The organism is Gephyromycinifex aptenodytis, assembly GCF_012277275.1.
Lineage (GTDB): Bacteria > Actinomycetota > Actinomycetes > Actinomycetales > Dermatophilaceae > Gephyromycinifex > Gephyromycinifex aptenodytis.
The window spans coordinates 631,897-647,563 of the sequence record NZ_CP051155.1 but is presented as its reverse complement, the minus strand read 5'-3'; the positions used below and the strand labels follow the sequence as shown (position 1 = coordinate 647,563).

Below are 15,667 nucleotides of genomic sequence, written 5' to 3'. Positions count from 1 at the left end.
GGTCTGCTGCGACGCGGCCACGTTAGGGCCGCTCGTAGTGGGGCCCGGGCGCATCCGCCAGCACTGTGGATAAGCGCGGTGGTGTCGTCACTGTTGGGGGTTCAGCGACCGAGTTGGATGACACGCGGACTCCCGCCGCGGCGAACCAACAGCGCGCGACCCGGCGGACGCGGAGCCAGGGTGGCCCGAGGCCACAACGGCCCCTCTTCGGCGTCCCCGGACAGCAGCAGGCCGGGGCACCCCAACTCCTTGATGCGGCTCAACACCGGATCGAAGAGGGCGCGGGAGGCGCCGCCGCCGTGCCGCGCCAGAATGAGGTGGAAACCGAGTTCCCGGGCGCGCGGCAGATAGCTCAGAAGTGGTTGCAAAGCCGGCGCCCCGGAGTTCAGGACAAGCTCGACGTCATCGGCCAGGCAGACAATGGCTGGCGAGTTGCGTGCGTGCTTCAGCCGGTCGGCTAGCTCCAGCGCCAGCGAATTCGCCATGTTCTGCGCGCCGGTGGAGTCAGTGGCGTAGGCCGCGATCGCTTCGGCGGGCAACGCCGCACGCAGCCCGCCACGCGGGTCGATCAGGGCGAAGACCACCTCACCCAGCGTGTCCTGGGTGCGCAGCCGGGTCGCCAGGTTGCCCAAGAAGCTTGTTCGGCCGCTGCCGTCGTCGCCGATGAGCAGCAGATGCGGATCGTTGCCGCTCAGGTCGAGTTCGACCGGGGCCAGGGTGTCCCCGGCAAGGCCGATGACGATCCGCCCTGGAGCGGGTGTCTGGCCCCCTTCAAGCTCCTCGAACAGCACCAGCCGGGGCAGTAGCCGGATCGCGCTGGCCGCGCACGAGTGCTGGGCGGCTAACTCGGCCACACTCGCCGCCTCCAATTGCGGCAGCACGCTGGCCGAGGAAACCGGCAGGGTGCTCGGCAACGCGAGTTGAGCCAGGCGGCCCGGACCGGCCACGGCACGCCCGGGATGGCGATCCGGGCGTAGCCGGGCCGATAGTTTGCGGTCCAGGACCGAGTCCAGCGGGTCCACCAACGGCAGTTCCAGGCGGGAAGCGATGCTCACCTGCAACGCCGGGCGCAGGTCGTGCCAGCGTGCTGCGCTGAGGACCACATGGATGCCGTAGGGCACCCCGCGGGTGAGCAGTTCCACGAACCGGTCATGCAGGTCCTCATGGTCCTGGCGCAGGGTCGCGTAGCCATCCAGGAGCAGCAGGATGTGTGGGGCGTGTGCGGTGCGCACCTCACCGCGGGCGTCGAAGCTGGTTTCGGACACAGCCGGTACCCCGAAAGCTTCACGCTGACGCAGAATCTCGGTGAGTTCGTGGATCACCCGGGTGACCAGGTCCGGGTTGGCTCGCCTGGCCACGGTGCCCACATGCGGCAACCCCGCCAAGGGTCGCAGCCCTTCGCCGTCCAGGTCCAGGGCGTGCATGACCACGCGCCGGGGGGAGTTACGACGCGCCACCTCCATCGCCACAGCGCGCAGCGCACTGGAGCGCCCGGAACGGGGACCGCCGAGAACAGCGAGTTGGGTCTGGGCGATGTCCAGATCCAACGGTTCCTGCTGCTGCTGTCCCGGCAGATCTACCAGGCCGATCCGGGCCGGTAGCGCGCCGACCGGCGCCGGGAACGCCGCGTCGAGGTCGGCCAGGCAGAGACGCGCCGGCAGTGGCGGCAGCCAGATCTGATTCACCGGCTGAGCCGCCTGAGCCATGCGCGAGACCAACAAGTCCAGCATCGAGGGCGTGGGTGGGGCAGCCGGCGGTACTTCCCGATGCCGGTCACCGCTGTGCTGCCGGGTTTGACGACCGGGGTTGAGCACCTCGATGCGGCGATGGACGCCGGTGCGGGGGCCGTCTTGGACGGGGGCTGAGACGTAATCGGCGAGGAATCGAACCAGCTCGCCGGAGGCGACTCGCAGGTAGCCCAGCCCGGGACGGCTCGGGAGCAGCCCGGCCTGCGGCCCGCCCAGCACCGCCCGGGACTCCTCGGTGGTGAAGGTGCGCAACGCGATCCGGAACGACAGATGCGGTTCCAGGCCGCGCAGCCGGCCGTCGTCGAGGCGTTGGGAGGCCAACAGCAGGTGGATGCCGATGGAACGACCGATCCGGCCGATGCCCTGGAACGTCTCCAGGAACTCCGGCTCGGCGGTGAGCAGTTCGGCGAACTCGTCGATGATGACGAGTAGCAGCGGCAGGGGTGGCAACTCTGGGTCAGCGCGGCGGGCCTGGGCATAGGCGAAGATGTCCGGGTGGTGCCCGTTCTCAGCCAGAACCTGTTGGCGCCGGCGCACCTCACCCAGCAGCGAATCACGCATTCTTGCGACGAGATCCACATCCAGCGCCAGGTTGGTGATGGAGCCCGCGGTGTGCGGCAGCCGTTCCAGCCCGGCGAAGGTCGCCCCGCCCTTGTAGTCCACCAACACGAAGGACAGCTCTTGCGGGCTGTGACTGCAGGCCAGAGACAGCACCAGCGTGCGGAGCAACTCCGACTTTCCAGAACCGGTGGCACCCACGATGAGCCCATGCGGCCCCATGCCGTCGCGGGCCGCGTCCTTGAGGTCGAGGATGAGGCTGCGCCCGTCGTCGGAGATGCCGACGGCGGCTCGCAGTAGCGATTTCTGGGCGGCTGGGCAATCACGCGGTCGCCAGTGCGTGTCCGGGGACCAGGCCAGCAGGTCGCGCACATCATGGGAATCGCGGGTTGCGCCGTGGGCGGGCACCTCCCGGGTGCGTACCCGGCCGGCCAGTGACCTGGCCAGGGCCTCGGCCTCCTGCGCCGAGGGTTGGTCGATCCTGAAGTCACATGACTGCGCGCCGACCCACATTCGGGCCCGTCCGGCCTCGACTTCGACGCGCACGTCCACCTTCTCGGGCTGGCGGCCTCCTGGGTGCAGGAGATGCACGACGACGCCGGGGGCGGCGAGGGACGGGTCTGCGGATCCCCATTCGTCGGCGAGGACGACGAGGTGAAAACCGGCGATGCTTCCGGCGTGCTCGCCCAGCAGCGTGGTCAAGGCCGACGCCTGAGAGGCGACAAGGAGGTTCCCACCGGCACGGGCATGCGGCAGCCAGCGCGCAAAGTCCAGCTCCGGGTCTGGGGAGCACACCGCCAGCCGCAGATCTTCGGGAGAGTGCAGGGCTGCCAACCCCATCACGATCGAACGCGCTACCCCAAGCACCTCTTGACGGTCTCGCCCGATGACGACGATGGATCGGGTGCCGTTGCACGGTAGACAGATCGGCTGATCGGCAAGTGCCCCTTGCTCGTGGGCCAGGGCCACAGCGGCGCGCCGACAGGTCGGGTCCAGGGGGGTCAACGGGTTGGGTGGGCTCGACCACCGCAGGGTGATGGGGTGGGGTAGGGCTCCCACCCCGATCCGCACCCATCCGCTGTCGGGGTCCTCTCGGCGCCGTTCGTACAACCTGCTTGAGCAGGCGAACGTGAGTAGGTCGCTAGGCGCCGGATGAATGAGGTTTTCCCGTTGCCGGTGCGCAGCCCCGGCAGTGCGCAGTTCATCACGCACCCCTTCCAAGTACTCCAGGTAGCGGGTTCGTCCCTCGCGCTGCTGTTTACGAGCGCCCGTGCGGGAGGAGAGCGCCATCGCGATGGCACCTCCCACGGTGACCAGGACCATGACGAGTCCGGCCATGATGAACAGCGGCCGTCGACCCGCCACCATGAAGAGCAACATTCCCATGCCGCCCAGGGCGGGCAACAGGGTCGGCAACAAAGCACCGGGTCCGGTGGAAGCCTGCGTCGGAGGTGCCGCGAGAACCAGATCGCGCGGTGGCGCCTTCTCCGGTGCGCGACGCGGCTGGCGGTGCACGACCGTTTCCATGGGTGGGCTCCGGAAGTTTCTAACGCGGTGGGGGGAGACGACATCCCCAACCGCTGTGTGTGGGCATCGATGCAGGTCAGCAGACCGTAGTACGGTCACGCACGCCCACATCGAGCTCATCCACCGGCGCGAGGACGACACGTGACCATCCAAGAATCCGTCATCCGGGTGCGAGTCCATGGACCGTCGGGTCAGCTCGATGTCGCTGTGCCACAAGACCTCCCGGTTGCCGATCTGGTTGTGCTCCTGGTGCAGGAGATGGCTGAACCGGGGGAGCGGCGATGGCTGCTCGAGCACCCTGTTCGCGGTCCTCTGCGCCGGGAAAGCACGCTGGGTCAGGCGCTTATCCCCGAGGGCGCCAGCCTGCTCCTGCGTTCCTACGAGCCTGCCGAGCAAGATCCGTTCGTTCATGACATCGCGCACGCAGTCAGTTCCGCCGCCATATCGGCGGGCACACCGGCGGACGGTGGCGGGTCGGGGACGGCGATTGTCCGGTGCGCGGCGCTGTCGCTGCCGCTCTTCACGGCGGTGCTGAGCTTGAGCATTCTCTCGCGCCAGGATCGGATGTTCGGGTTGCTTTTGGCCGGGGTATCGGCCGCCTTGTCGATCTGCCTGATGCGGGGGCGGGGAAAGATGGAGCAGGTACTGTCGCTGCTGGTTTTTCTGGCCGTCGTCGCGGCGAGCAGTGTTCTGCTGGCCACCCAGGTCTGTGAACGTCCGCTGGCGGCGGCCTGGTTGGTCAGCCTCGGCGTGTTTGTGGCCGCCCTCGTTGCCGTCGTGCTTTTCAACGGACGCAGTCTGTTGCTGCGTGCGGTCGGGCTGGCTGCGGGATTGGTGTGCGCCCTGACCGGGGCGGCCCTCGTCGGCCAGAACGAGGGTTTGTCTACGCCGGCGACGGCCGCCGCGCTGACCGTGGCCGCGCTCGTGCTGCACGATCGAGCACCCCGGCTGGCGCTGTGCACTTCGGGTTTGTCGCGGCTGGATGACCAGCACAGTGCGGGCACGACGGTCACCCGGACACAGGTGAGCAGGGCCGTGCACCGGGCCCGTCTCGACCTCGCCGTCTGTGCCCTGGTGTGTTCCGCAGCGGTGGCGTGCGGGGCAGTACTGGCTGCTGGCCAGGGTAGATGGGGGGTGGCGTTCGCTCTGTGCGCCACGTCGGTGGTGCTGCTGCGCAGCCGCGCCTTCGTGCATCCCGAACATGTGGCGGTCTGTCTGCTGCCCGGAGCGGGCGGGATGTTGGCGTGTGTTGCGCGCACCCCCGGCGTCGCCGAGAACGCCCTTGGCTACCTGGTGGTGCTGGCCGCACTGGCCGTTCTCCTGCCGACGATGATCACTGGCCGGCCCACGGATCAGGTCAGCCTCAGTCGGTTGCGGGTCTGGGCTGGGGTGCTGGAGAAGACGTGCACGCTGGCCTTAGTGCCTCTGGTGGTGCCGGTCACCGGTCTGGCACAGGTGATCTCCCACCTGGTGCACTAAACAGCGCAGTCACGCAGCGGGCGGACCGGGCAATGGCAGCAGCGCCCCGGTGGAGTAGGGGCGTCCGCTCAGGGCACCGAGGGCGACCCCGCAGCAGGATTCGAGGTGGACATCGAGGCTACGGGTGACTGTTCGGTTCGCAGCTGGCTCTGCGCGAAGATCACTGCTGCGTAGACGACAAGCCCCAGCACTGCCAGGGCGAAGCCGACCAGGAGCGGCCGGAGCAGGCTGCGGGCGGGCGACCAGCGGGGTTCCCCTCGGACCAGTGCTTGCACTAGGCGCGTGCGCCGCAGGGACACGTCTTCGAGGACGTCGCGGTCTTCCAGGACAGAGGGGGTGGTGGCGCTGACGCAGGTGGAGGTCACGGCGGGCTCCGTTCATCGAGGGGACTGCGACGGTAGCCCGCCTCGTGCACCGGTGGGGGCCACCCGGGCTGGGCTGTGGACGGTGCGCCGAGGTGTCGGAGACTTGTTAGCGGATGGCCCTCTCCGCCCGTGTCGACCCGTTGGCGCTCCGGGAAGCACAGCACCGCCTGCTCGCGACCGCCTGCTGGCCCAGACCGGCCTGCGGAGCGCCTTTCGTCAAGGTCAGGGCGGGTTCCGGGTACCAACCGGTAAAACGTCAGTCGATGTTTGATCACGGGGCCATCACGGAGTGGACACGGAATGGTTACGTGAGCCACTGTTCCAGGTATGACGACCACTCCGCCCCTTCGCTATCTGGCGACGGCCGCCGTGTCTTGCCTCCTGCTCGCCGGACTGAGCGCTCCAGCTGCCCAGGCACGGCCCGCCCGCTCCACAGCGAAGGCCGCCTCCTCGCATCCCTCGTGGATCGGCCCTGGGAAACTTTCCCAGGCCTGGAACTGCTCTCTGACCACCGGCCGCGGCACCACCGGACTGGCGCCCTGGCCAGCAGCAGTGCGGGGGCGAATCGGCGCCCAGTTCCAGACCAGGACGATCGGCGGCTTCCGCCCAGGCAACGGGCGTAGCGATCACCACAGTGGCCATGCCTTGGATGTCATGGTCACCGGGCGTGATGGCGACAGGATCGCCGACTGGGTGCGCGCGAACGCCCGGCAGCTCAACGTCAAGTACGTCATCTGGCAGCAGGGCTACTGGCAGCCCGGGATGAGCGGCTATCGCCCGATGGCGGACCGGGGTTCGGTCACCGCCAATCACTGGGATCACGTACATATCTCGTTCCGCACCGGACGAGGCTCCTGCCCCTCCTGATCCGCTCGACCCCGAGCGCACTCCCGCGCCCGTACCTGAGCACTGTCGCAACGTCACCAGGTAATACGCCGGCGGCCCACCTCTCCGAGAGGGGAGGTGGGCCGCCGGTGCGTTTATGGCTCAGGCGTCGGCCAGAGTCAGACCGATCGTCGAGAGCAACTCGTACGGCGGGATCTTGGTGCCCCCGGCGGCGATCGACAGCAGCGCCGAGGCCAGGCTGGCCATCGCTGAGGTGAGAATCAACGGATCCTGGCCCTCCATCTCGCTGCGCAGAATGTCGACGTACTCATTGACGGTGCAGCCGCCATCCATGCTCTGCAGACGGGCGGTCAAGATCGCCATCGCGCTTTGCATGCCCGGAGCCGGTGCCGAGATCTCGTTCATCAGTAGGTGTTCCTCCCCTAGTTGTCGGGCACTCCGCCCCCCAGCGGTGCGACGCGGTGACCGCGGCGCTCGTCCCGTTACGACCAACAGTGAACCGCACGTCTTGATCGCTTGTCCAGGTCGGGTTGCATACAACCAGGGCCGCTACCTGCGAAGCAACACGCCAGTCAGGGGTTGGCCACACGCGGCGCCTAGTGCAGAATGGGTGGCGGACAACGCGGCACGGGCCGCTTCATACGTGGGTCGCATGATCGGTCATGAGCGGCACACACATTTCCGCACATCTGCGAACGAGGCCGTTGGGGAAGACGTCCCTCATACGCAGGAGGTCCGGATGTCTGTTGTGTCATCGACTGTTATGACAGCCGGGATGGTGTACATTCACTCATCCCCGGTTGCCTTGTGCCCGCATATTGGTTGGGCGCTGGAGACGGTGCTGGGTCAGCCGGTCCGCTTGGACTGGACACCTCAGCCGCTCGGGCGCTCTCTCATGCGCGCCCAGTTTGCTTGGGGCGGTGAGTGCGGTACCGGCTCCCGTATTGCTAGTGCTCTGCGCGGCTGGGAGAACCTGCGTTACGAGGTGACCGAGGACGCCAGCCCTGGCGTCGACGGTTCGCGCTGGAGTCATACGCCAAGCCTGGGCATCCACCACACCTGGCTCTCTGCCAATGGCGACGCCGTGCTCAACGAGGACCGCGTCAAGGCAGCGTTGCAGAGCGCGGACCTCACCCTCATCCGCTCCGAGATGGACCGAATGCTCGGCACCGCCTGGGACGCCGAGTTGGATCCCTTCCGCCACGCTGGAGAAGGCGCCCCGACGCGCTGGCTCTACCGCGTCGGTTGATGCACGCGCAGCGCCTTCACTTGCGGAGGTGCTGTGCGGTCGCTGCAGCTACGGCGACGTAAGAGGTGCTCGCAGCGCCCGCTCTCGGACCAGTGGGCGTCAAGAGCGCAGTTCGGGGGAAGCGAAAGGACCGACCCACGGGGATGGGGCCGGTCCTTTCGTTATGTGCCTTCTGGACTAGCTGAGGGCGCGGAAGGCCAACGTCACGTTGTGCCCTCCGAAACCGAAGGAGTTGTCCAGGCCGACGATGTCGCCGCTGGGCAGCTCGCGCGCTGAACCGGTGACGATGTCCAGGTTGATCTGAGGGTCTGGGTTGTCCAGGTTGATCTGGGCCGGGGCCAGACGTTCCTGCAAAGCCCGAATGGTGAAGATCGCTTCCAACGCACCCGCCGCCCCGAGCAGGTGCCCGGTCATCGACTTCGTCGCGGACACCGTCACCTGCTCTGCCGCCTCGCCCAGGGCCGAGTGAACCGCCTTGCTCTCGGCGATGTCCCCAGCAGGGGTGGAGGTGGCGTGGGCGTTCAGGTGCACGATGTCTGCCGGGTCGATGTCGCCGGTCTGGATTGCCTGGCGCATAGCGGCGGCTGCTCCCACACCTTCCGGCTCGGGCGCTGCGATGTGGTGAGCATCGGAACTGACCCCGGCTGAGACAAGCTCGGCGTAGATGGTGGCGCCTCGCGCGACGGCGTCCTCGTAGCGCTCCAAGACCAACAACGCCGCCCCCTCGGCGATGAGGAACCCGTCACGGTCGACGTCGTAGGGCCGGGAAGCGCGCTCCGGTTCCTCGTTGCGCGTCGAGAGCGCTTGCATGGCTGCGAAACCGGCAATGGGCAGCGGGTGGATGGCCGCCTCGGTGCCGCCGGCGACGACCATGTCGGCTCGGTCGCTGCGCAGGATCTCGATAGCGCTGGCGATCGCCTCGGCTCCCGAAGCACAGGCGCTGACCGGGGTGTGACCGCCGGCGCGGGCGTTCAGTTCCAGGGAGACCATCGCGGTGGGGGAGTTCACCAACAGCATCGGTACCGACAGCGGGAACACCCGACGCGGACCCTTGGTGCGCAAGGCCTCCCAAGCGTCGATGAGGGTGGAGACGCCTCCGACGCCGGTACCCACCGAGACCGCGAGCCGCTCCGGCTCGATCTCGGGAGAACCCGCATCCGCCCAGGCTTCCCTGGCGGCGATGATGGCGTATTGGGCACACGGGTCTTGGCGACGCTGTTCCACCTTGGACAGTAGCTGCGAAGCCGGGGTGGTCAGGGTCGCTGCGAAGGTGACTGGAAGGTTGTACTCCTGGACCCAGGGCTGGTCCAAGGGTCGAGCTCCGGAGCGGCCCGCGAGGAGGGCGTCCCATGTGGTGGGCACGTCGCCTCCCAGCGGGGTCGTCGCGCCGAGCCCGGTGACGACGATGCGCTGGTCACGATGGGGGGACATCAGAGGCCTCCTACAGGCGCAGTAGTGACGGGACGGCGTGGCGGCGCCTTGACCCGGGTTTCCCCAGGGCAAGGACGCCGCCACAGCGTGGTTCAGGCCGCCTGTGCGGTCTTGATGAAGTCGACGGCGTCGCGGACGGTCTTGAGGTCCTTGACCGACTCGTCCGGGATCTTCACGTCGAACTTCTCTTCGGCGTTGACGACGATGGTCATCATCGACAGCGAGTCGATGTCCAGGTCCTCGGTGAAGGACTTGTCGAGCTCAACAGCTTCGGGCTCCAGGCCCGTCTCTTCGTTGATGATCTCGGCGAGGCCGGCGAGGATCTCCTGCTCGGTGGCAGCCATGCGGTTCTCCTAGTGCTTGTGCGGAACTGTTGGTCGCCCGAGAACCCGTCGGGCGGCGGGAGTCATAGAGGTCAGGGCACAACGACGACCTGGGCGGCCCACGCCAACCCGGCCCCGAAGCCCATCAGTAGCGCCAGATCACCGCTCTTGGCTTGGCCCTCGCGCACGAGCCGGGTGAAGGCCAGTGGGACCGAGGCTGCGGAGGTGTTGGCAACATCCACCACGTCTCGGGCCACGACCACCTCCGGCGGCAGCCGAAGCTGCTTGGCCAGGGCATCGATAATGCGCATGTTCGCCTGGTGTGGGACGAACACGTCGAGGTCGCTGACTTGCAGTCCGGCGGCGGCGATGGCCTGTTTGGCGACCGGGGCCATGGAGTAGACGGCCCAGCGGAAGACCGAGGGGCCTTCCATTGCGATGTAGGGCCATGCCGGTAGCTCGGTGGGGACTGCCCCTGAGCGAGCCATCTCTTCCCAGTCGCGGCGTACCTCGGTCCACGGCCGGGACTGGAAGATCTGCATGGCTCCGGAACCGTCGGCGCCCAGCACCGATGGGGAGATCCCCGGCGTCTGCGACGGACCGACGACGGCTGCTCCGGCGCCGTCACCAAAGATGAAGGCCGTCGACCGGTCTTGGGGATCGCGGAAGTCGGAGAACTTCTCGACGCCGATGACCAGGACGTATTCGGCGCTGCCTGCACGGACGGCGTCATCGGCGACAGCCAAGCCGTAGCAGAACCCGGCGCAGGCTGCGGACAGGTCGAACGCGCTGGCGTTCGTCGCCCCGATCGCGTGCGCCACCATCGGCGCGGCCGCCGGAGTCTGCCAGGGGTGGGTGACTGTGGCCAGCAGGACCAATCCGACGTCAGTGGCGCTGATCCCGGCGGCCTCGATGGCCTGGCGTGCGGCCTCGGCCGCCATATCGACGACGCTCTCCTGCGGCTCGGCCTGCAGCCGGGTGGCGATGCCGGAACGATCCTTGATCCACTCGTCGCTGCTGTCGATGAGTTCGCAGATCTCAGCATTGGTCACCACGCGTCGCGGTCGGTAGTCGCCCAGGCCGTGAATTCGGGTGAATTCGGCCCCGCGTCGCTGCGCCAGTCGGGCGGTCATGCGCCGTCCCGGTGGGCGTCGATGAAGGCGCGGGCCGCCTCCAGGGAGTCCGGCCCCTCCACAGCGAACCGGTCGACGCCCTTGAGCGCCCGCTTTGCCAGTCCCACCAGGGTTCCCGAGGGAATCAGTTCCAGGACTCCGGTGACGCCGAGCGTGGCGAACTGCTCCATGCACAGGTCCCAGCGCACCGGGCTGCAGACTTGAGCGACCAAGCGCTCCAGGGCCGTCTCGCCGTCCTCCAGCACGTTGCCGTCCGCATTGGATATCAGCGGCAACTGGGGCCGGCTGGGCTGGAGCTGGCGCGCCTCCTGCATAAGCGCCTCCTGGGCGCTTGCCATGTAGTGGGTGTGGAAAGCGCCGGCCACTGCCAGGGCGCGGACGCGGGCCTTGGCCGGTGGGTTCTCCGCCAGGGCCGCCAAGGCGTCCAGGTCACCGGCGGCGACGACCTGGCCGGCACCGTTGACGTTAGCCGGGGTGAGGCCGTGCGATTCGATGGCCGCGAAGACCTCTTCAGGTGCACCACCGAGCACTGCGCTCATCCCCGTCGGGTGAGCGGCGCTGGCCTTGGCCATCTCCCGGCCGCGCACCCCGACGAAGGACATCGCCTGTTCCGGGGTCAGGACTCCGGCCGCAGCCGCAGCCGTGATCTCGCCGACCGAGTGCCCCGAGATCGCGGCTACGCCGGGCAGCGGCGGTACCGACTCGAAGATTGCCTGCAGGGCCAACAGGCCGCTGGCGACGATAAGCGGCTGGGCGACGGCGGTGTCGCGGATGGTCTGTTCGTCCGAGGTGGTGCCGTGCGCGCGCAAGTCCGTCCCGCAAGCGGCGGCAAACGCGTCGATACGTTCGTTCATGCCGGGCAGTTCGAGCCACGGCGTTAGGAGACCTGGGACTTGGGAGCCCTGTCCTGGGCAGACGATGACGAGCACGCCTCTCACCCTGACGTATGGATCCGGGGGCGCGCCTCTCCGAAATGGCACAACAGATGCGAAGCATTTTGTAGAAACCCTCTAAAAGAGGAGGCGCTAGGACGGGAGACTCGGTCATTCGTCCGAATACTGGGACGTTCGCCAGCGACGTGAGCTGTTGAGCAGGCGCCCTAACGACAGTGCGATGGTCACGACGTGCGCATCGCGCGGGCGGGTGAGGTCATACCCGGTGACATCGGCGATACGTCCTAGGCGATAGCGGACAGTGTTGGGGTGGCAGAACAGCGCCCGAGCGGTCGCTTCGAGAGAACGCCCGGAGGCCAGATAAGCGGACGCGGTCTCCAGCAATGACCCGCCCGCGCTCGACAGCGGCGTATGAATGCGCTCGACGAGTTGGGACCGGGCTGGCCGATCGCCGATGAGGACCCGCTCAGGTAGCAAGTCGTCCGCGTGAACGATACGTGGCGCCTCGTCCCAGGCCGGGGCCGCTTGGAACCCGGTCAGTGCGGCGCGCGCGGATCGCCCGGCGGCGAACAGTCGGGGCACAGTGGGACCGACGACGACCGGCCCTTCACCGAAGTGCCCGGCGATGAGCGCGGGCGCCTGCGTGACGTTCTCGCCGCCGAGAATGGCGACCAGGCGGCTGCCCTGCACAGCGATGAGCGGTTCCCAACCGGCCCTGGTGGCGGTGCGGCGCAGCGCTTCGACTTCGACGTCAGCGCGTTCAGGGGATCGGCCGACAACCACGAGAACCGGTGAGGTCTGGGCCCATCCGAGTGCTGTGGCGCGCAGTGTCACCTCGTCGTCTGCTTCTCCGCGCAGCACAGCATCGACGACGAGCGACTCCAAGCGGGCGTCCCAGGCGCCGCGTTCCTCAGCCGCGTCGGCGTACAACTGTGCCGCAGCAAAGGCGATCTCACGCGAGTACCGAAGAACCGTAAGCGCGAGTTCGGCTTCTTCGCCAGGAGCGGCGATGTCGCCGACGCGACCTTCCACCGCGTCGACCACGCCCCGAACCAGATCCAGCGTTTGGGTCAGCGTGATCGAGCGGGTGAGGTCGCGAGGCGCGTTGCCGAAGACGTCGGCGGTGACTCGCTCCACGCGACCCTCGTCTCGGCACCAGCGAATGAAGGAGCGGATGCCAGCTTGGGCGATGAGCGAGACCCAGGAGCGGTCTTCCGGTTCGAGGTCCCGGTACCAGTCGAGGGTGGTCTCCAGATGCTGATGGGCTGCGGTGGCCAATGCGCCGGCGGAACGCTCCAGGACTTGGATGGTCGCTTCGCTCGTACGCCCTGCCATGCGCTCTCCTCGACTCGACTCCGACTCTGCCCTGACATGGTTGGCCCCCGAGATTACCGCCGACGGAGGGCTGAACGGGTCTGCTCGCCTTGTACGCCCCCCACAATGCACCTCTGTGTGCGGCGAGACTGCACCCGGGCCTGCGTGCGTATTCTTCTCGAATGCCTGCCCCGATGATCGTTGCTCACCGGGGTGCCTCCGGCTACCGCCCCGAGCACACCCTGGTCGCCTACGAGCTGGCTGTGGCGATGGGCGCCGACTACATCGAGCCGGACCTGGTGATGACGAAGGACCAGGTGCTGGTCGTCCGCCACGAACCCGAGATTTCGGGGACGACAGACGTCGCCGAGCACCACGAGTTCGCCGGCCGCAAGACGACCAAGAGGCTCGATGGGCAGGAGCTCACCGGCTGGTTCGCCGAAGACTTCACCCTCGCCGAGCTGAAGACGCTGCGCGCCAAGGAGCGCCTGCCGCAGGTGCGCCCGCAGAACACCCGCTACGACGGCCGCTACCAGGTGCCGACATACGAGGAGGTGCTCGCCCTGCGCGAGAAGCTGTCGAAGAAGCACGGCCGCACCATCGGGGTCATCCCGGAGATCAAGCACTCCACGTACTTCCACGCCGCGGGCCTCGACCCGGAGAAGCCGTTCCTCGACTTGACCAGCATGTACGGCCTCAACCGGCGCACCGCCCCGATGTGGCTGCAGTCGTTCGAGGTGAGCAACCTCAAGGCCGTCCGCACGATGGGGTACGAGGCCAACTCGACGTTCCTCGCCGGCAACGGCCGCCTCGACGGTCCGTACGACCTGATCTGCCAGGGTGACACCCGCAGGTACTCGTATTGGATGTCGCCGAAGGGGCTCACGGAGCTGACGCGGTACGTCGACGGCATCAGCCCGCCGAAGGACTTGATCCTGCCGGCCCAGGCCGACGGCACGCTCGGCAGGCCGACGTCGCTGGTGTCCGACGCACACCGCCTCGGACTCAAGGTCATCCCGTGGACGTTCCGCAACGAGAACATGTTCATGGCGAAGAACTTCTGGTCGGGCACGAACCCGGTCGACTACGGCAACGCGATCGCCGAGCAGGTTGCTTACCTCAAGACGGGGATCGACGCTCTGTTCACCGACAACCCCGACACCGGCGTCGAGGCCCGCGAGCAGTTCTGGGCCCAGGGCTGAGCGACGCCCCGCCCGACTGCGTCGAGGAGGGGTGGTCAGCTGTCAAATCGAGGCTCCAAGCCTTTTCGCTGGTGAAGCAGCCTTGCCGCGTCGCCACGAGGCCGTCGAGGGCAGCTGGTCTTGTTCACCACTGCGCGAGGTAGGTATCCACCCGCGGTGCGCCGCGAACGAGCTCGCTCTTCCAGTCGACGATGCCCTCGTGCTGGAGACGCCCGATGACGACGAGGGGGTGCACGCCCTGGCGTTGAGCCTCGGCCTGCACCCAGTTGCGTCGCGGCTGCGACGGCGGATTCATGACAAGCGGAAGGCACCAAGCTCCGGCGAGCTCGTTTGCGGCGTCCTCGACATCGTTCGACTCGTCCTCACCCTCGTCGACGATGATCGCACCGGGCTCGACATGGCCGAGGACGATGTGAGCGATCTCGTGCAGGAGTGTGAAGAGCACCTTGTCGAATCGTTTACCGAGCCCGGAGAGCGCGATGCAGGGCTGGCCGGGGTCGTCATCGAGTAAGAAGGAGACGCCGCTGATCTTGCTGCCGGGGAAGGCCTCCACGTACACCAGCCGCACGCCGACACGCGCCAGGAGCTCCGGGAGTGCCGCGAAGTTCTCGGGCGTCTGCACCGCTGTAGTCAAGGACTCGCCTAGGTGGCGCAGCCCGTCACGGTCGAAGGGGTCGACCGGGCGAGCGCTCGCGCCCGCTCGAGCACAGGCGAACCAAGCTCGTTGCGTCGGTGTGGGCGGTTCCTCGGTGTTGCCCCGACGCGCTGCGGCATCGAAGGGGGGAGTGCCGTCGAGGCTTTCGATATGCAGCAGGCGGCACAGGGCGTCGGCCTGTTCACTGAGGGTGCCAGCGGGGAGGTGGCCGCGCTTGCGCAGGAGGGCAACGGGCGCGAGGTCGTTCATCTCGCTGCGCAGCCGGACCTCGTCGAGCTTGCCTCGCGCAGCCGGGTCTCGCGCCATCAAGGCTAGATCGTAGGAGTCCTGCAGGTTGAGCCACATCTGGGCACTCGTGCCGAGAGCGGCAGCAATCTGCGTGGCAGTCTCGGGCGTGATCGACTTCTTGCCCGCGACGATGGCGGACACGAGCTGGGCGGGCCGGTCGATGATGTCCGCAAAGTCGGCCTGGCTCCACTCCCGCGCCTCGAGCTCCTCGGCGAGAACGTCGCCCGGTGGAACCGGCTCTACGAGCTGAGTGTTGGTCATGGTGATCACCCCTTGTGGTAGTTCAGGCCGTCGATGATGACGGTGACCCTGCCGTGGTCGTCGGTGTAGAAGCGAAGGATCAGCCGGTACTGCCGATCGAGTCGGATGGAGGACTGACCGCTGCGCTGCGGCCCTTTGAGCTGTTCCAGGTGGAGAGCGCGCAGTTCTCGCAGATCGCGCTCGTCGGTCGCCGCAGCAATGGTGGCGATGCGTCGGTGGAACAGTTTGGTGACGGTGGTCGGCCACCGCTTGAGGTTCCGGATCTCCCCGGTGGCGAGACGGCGCAGCTCGTCATCCTCGTACTCGATGCGCACGCCCACTCCTAGGTCTGCCTTGTAGGCCAACCCTAGCGCAGTTTCGGCATTAAGTCAGCAGTCGTCCATCACATGTTCACC

The 15,667-nt window shown here is 67.6% G+C and carries 14 protein-coding genes; 4 read left to right on the top strand and 10 right to left on the bottom strand.

The genetic code is table 11. The features are described from left to right. Positions 1–101: 101 nt before the first annotated feature. Positions 102–3,833: a type VII secretion protein EccCa gene (gene eccCa / locus G9V96_RS02760; RefSeq protein ID WP_168581671.1), complete on the bottom strand. Its 3,732-nt coding sequence runs from the start codon at positions 3,831–3,833 to the stop codon at positions 102–104. 141 nt (positions 3,834–3,974) lie between these two features. Between eccCa and G9V96_RS02755 the strand changes: the two genes are divergently transcribed. Further along, positions 3,975–5,312, top strand: a complete 1,338-nt coding sequence (locus tag G9V96_RS02755) for an EsaB/YukD family protein (RefSeq protein ID WP_168581670.1) — start codon at positions 3,975–3,977, stop codon at positions 5,310–5,312. A gap of 68 nt (positions 5,313–5,380) precedes the next feature. On the opposite strand, the gene G9V96_RS02750 is transcribed toward G9V96_RS02755, so the two are convergent. After that, positions 5,381–5,677, bottom strand: coding sequence for a hypothetical protein (locus G9V96_RS02750; RefSeq protein WP_168581669.1), 297 nt, complete (start codon positions 5,675–5,677; stop codon positions 5,381–5,383). Positions 5,678–6,004: 327 nt separating this feature from the next. Between G9V96_RS02750 and G9V96_RS15035 the strand changes: the two genes are divergently transcribed. After that, complete coding sequence (locus G9V96_RS15035; protein WP_168581668.1) at positions 6,005–6,544, top strand: hypothetical protein; 540 nt, start codon at positions 6,005–6,007, stop codon at positions 6,542–6,544. 120 nt (positions 6,545–6,664) lie between these two features. Here G9V96_RS15035 and G9V96_RS02740 read toward each other — a convergent pair whose 3' ends face one another. After that, positions 6,665–6,928: a hypothetical protein gene (locus G9V96_RS02740; RefSeq protein ID WP_168581667.1), complete on the bottom strand. Its 264-nt coding sequence runs from the start codon at positions 6,926–6,928 to the stop codon at positions 6,665–6,667. Positions 6,929–7,262: 334 nt separating this feature from the next. Between G9V96_RS02740 and G9V96_RS02735 the strand changes: the two genes are divergently transcribed. Continuing rightward, positions 7,263–7,772 (top strand): DUF3145 domain-containing protein, encoded by a 510-nt coding sequence (locus G9V96_RS02735; RefSeq protein WP_168581666.1) that lies wholly within the window; start codon positions 7,263–7,265, stop codon positions 7,770–7,772. A gap of 177 nt (positions 7,773–7,949) precedes the next feature. On the opposite strand, the gene fabF is transcribed toward G9V96_RS02735, so the two are convergent. The 5 genes from fabF to G9V96_RS02710 all read right to left on the bottom strand — a co-directional run bounded on the left by fabF (position 7,950) and on the right by G9V96_RS02710 (position 12,887). Further along, a complete protein-coding gene (gene fabF, locus G9V96_RS02730) occupies positions 7,950–9,203 on the bottom strand; it encodes a beta-ketoacyl-ACP synthase II (RefSeq protein ID WP_168581665.1) in 1,254 nt (417 codons plus the stop codon). Positions 9,204–9,295: 92 nt separating this feature from the next. Then, positions 9,296–9,547 carry an acyl carrier protein gene (locus G9V96_RS02725; protein ID WP_168581664.1) on the bottom strand — a complete coding sequence of 84 codons (252 nt, stop codon included), beginning with the start codon at positions 9,545–9,547 and terminating at the stop codon, positions 9,296–9,298. A gap of 71 nt (positions 9,548–9,618) precedes the next feature. Further along, positions 9,619–10,659 (bottom strand): beta-ketoacyl-ACP synthase III, encoded by a 1,041-nt coding sequence (locus G9V96_RS02720; protein ID WP_168581663.1) that lies wholly within the window; start codon positions 10,657–10,659, stop codon positions 9,619–9,621. Continuing rightward, positions 10,656–11,588, bottom strand: coding sequence for an ACP S-malonyltransferase (locus tag G9V96_RS02715; RefSeq protein ID WP_168581662.1), 933 nt, complete (start codon positions 11,586–11,588; stop codon positions 10,656–10,658). Before G9V96_RS02715 ends, G9V96_RS02720 begins: the two co-directional genes overlap by 4 nt. A 114-nt stretch (positions 11,589–11,702) precedes the next feature. Further along, the gene (locus G9V96_RS02710; protein WP_168581661.1) at positions 11,703–12,887 is read right to left on the bottom strand and encodes a PucR family transcriptional regulator; all 1,185 of its coding nucleotides are present in this window, start codon (positions 12,885–12,887) and stop codon (positions 11,703–11,705) included. Positions 12,888–13,048: 161 nt separating this feature from the next. Here G9V96_RS02710 and G9V96_RS02705 point away from each other — a divergent pair, with 161 nt between their 5' ends. Continuing rightward, positions 13,049–14,068, top strand: a complete 1,020-nt coding sequence (locus G9V96_RS02705; protein WP_168581660.1) for a glycerophosphodiester phosphodiesterase — start codon at positions 13,049–13,051, stop codon at positions 14,066–14,068. A 124-nt stretch (positions 14,069–14,192) separates the two neighbouring features. Here G9V96_RS02705 and G9V96_RS02700 read toward each other — a convergent pair whose 3' ends face one another. Together G9V96_RS02700 and G9V96_RS02695 are read right to left on the bottom strand one after the other, a co-directional pair. After that, complete coding sequence (locus tag G9V96_RS02700) at positions 14,193–15,272, bottom strand: HigA family addiction module antitoxin (RefSeq protein WP_168581659.1); 1,080 nt, start codon at positions 15,270–15,272, stop codon at positions 14,193–14,195. Positions 15,273–15,277: 5 nt separating this feature from the next. Beyond that, positions 15,278–15,586 (bottom strand): type II toxin-antitoxin system RelE/ParE family toxin, encoded by a 309-nt coding sequence (locus G9V96_RS02695; RefSeq protein ID WP_168581658.1) that lies wholly within the window; start codon positions 15,584–15,586, stop codon positions 15,278–15,280. Between the last annotated feature and the right edge of the window lie 81 nt (positions 15,587–15,667).

Coding starts and splice junctions, on each gene's coding strand:
- eccCa (WP_168581671.1), bottom strand. CDS start 3,833: ATGGAAACGGTCGTGCACCGCCAGCCGCGTCGCGCACCGGAGAAGGCG.
- G9V96_RS15035 (WP_168581668.1), top strand. CDS start 6,005: ATGACGACCACTCCGCCCCTTCGCTATCTGGCGACGGCCGCCGTGTCT.
- G9V96_RS02740 (WP_168581667.1), bottom strand. CDS start 6,928: ATGAACGAGATCTCGGCACCGGCTCCGGGCATGCAAAGCGCGATGGCG.
- G9V96_RS02735 (WP_168581666.1), top strand. CDS start 7,263: ATGTCTGTTGTGTCATCGACTGTTATGACAGCCGGGATGGTGTACATT.
- fabF (WP_168581665.1), bottom strand. CDS start 9,203: ATGTCCCCCCATCGTGACCAGCGCATCGTCGTCACCGGGCTCGGCGCG.
- G9V96_RS02725 (WP_168581664.1), bottom strand. CDS start 9,547: ATGGCTGCCACCGAGCAGGAGATCCTCGCCGGCCTCGCCGAGATCATC.
- G9V96_RS02720 (WP_168581663.1), bottom strand. CDS start 10,659: ATGACCGCCCGACTGGCGCAGCGACGCGGGGCCGAATTCACCCGAATT.
- G9V96_RS02710 (WP_168581661.1), bottom strand. CDS start 12,887: ATGGCAGGGCGTACGAGCGAAGCGACCATCCAAGTCCTGGAGCGTTCC.
- G9V96_RS02705 (WP_168581660.1), top strand. CDS start 13,049: ATGCCTGCCCCGATGATCGTTGCTCACCGGGGTGCCTCCGGCTACCGC.
- G9V96_RS02700 (WP_168581659.1), bottom strand. CDS start 15,272: ATGACCAACACTCAGCTCGTAGAGCCGGTTCCACCGGGCGACGTTCTC.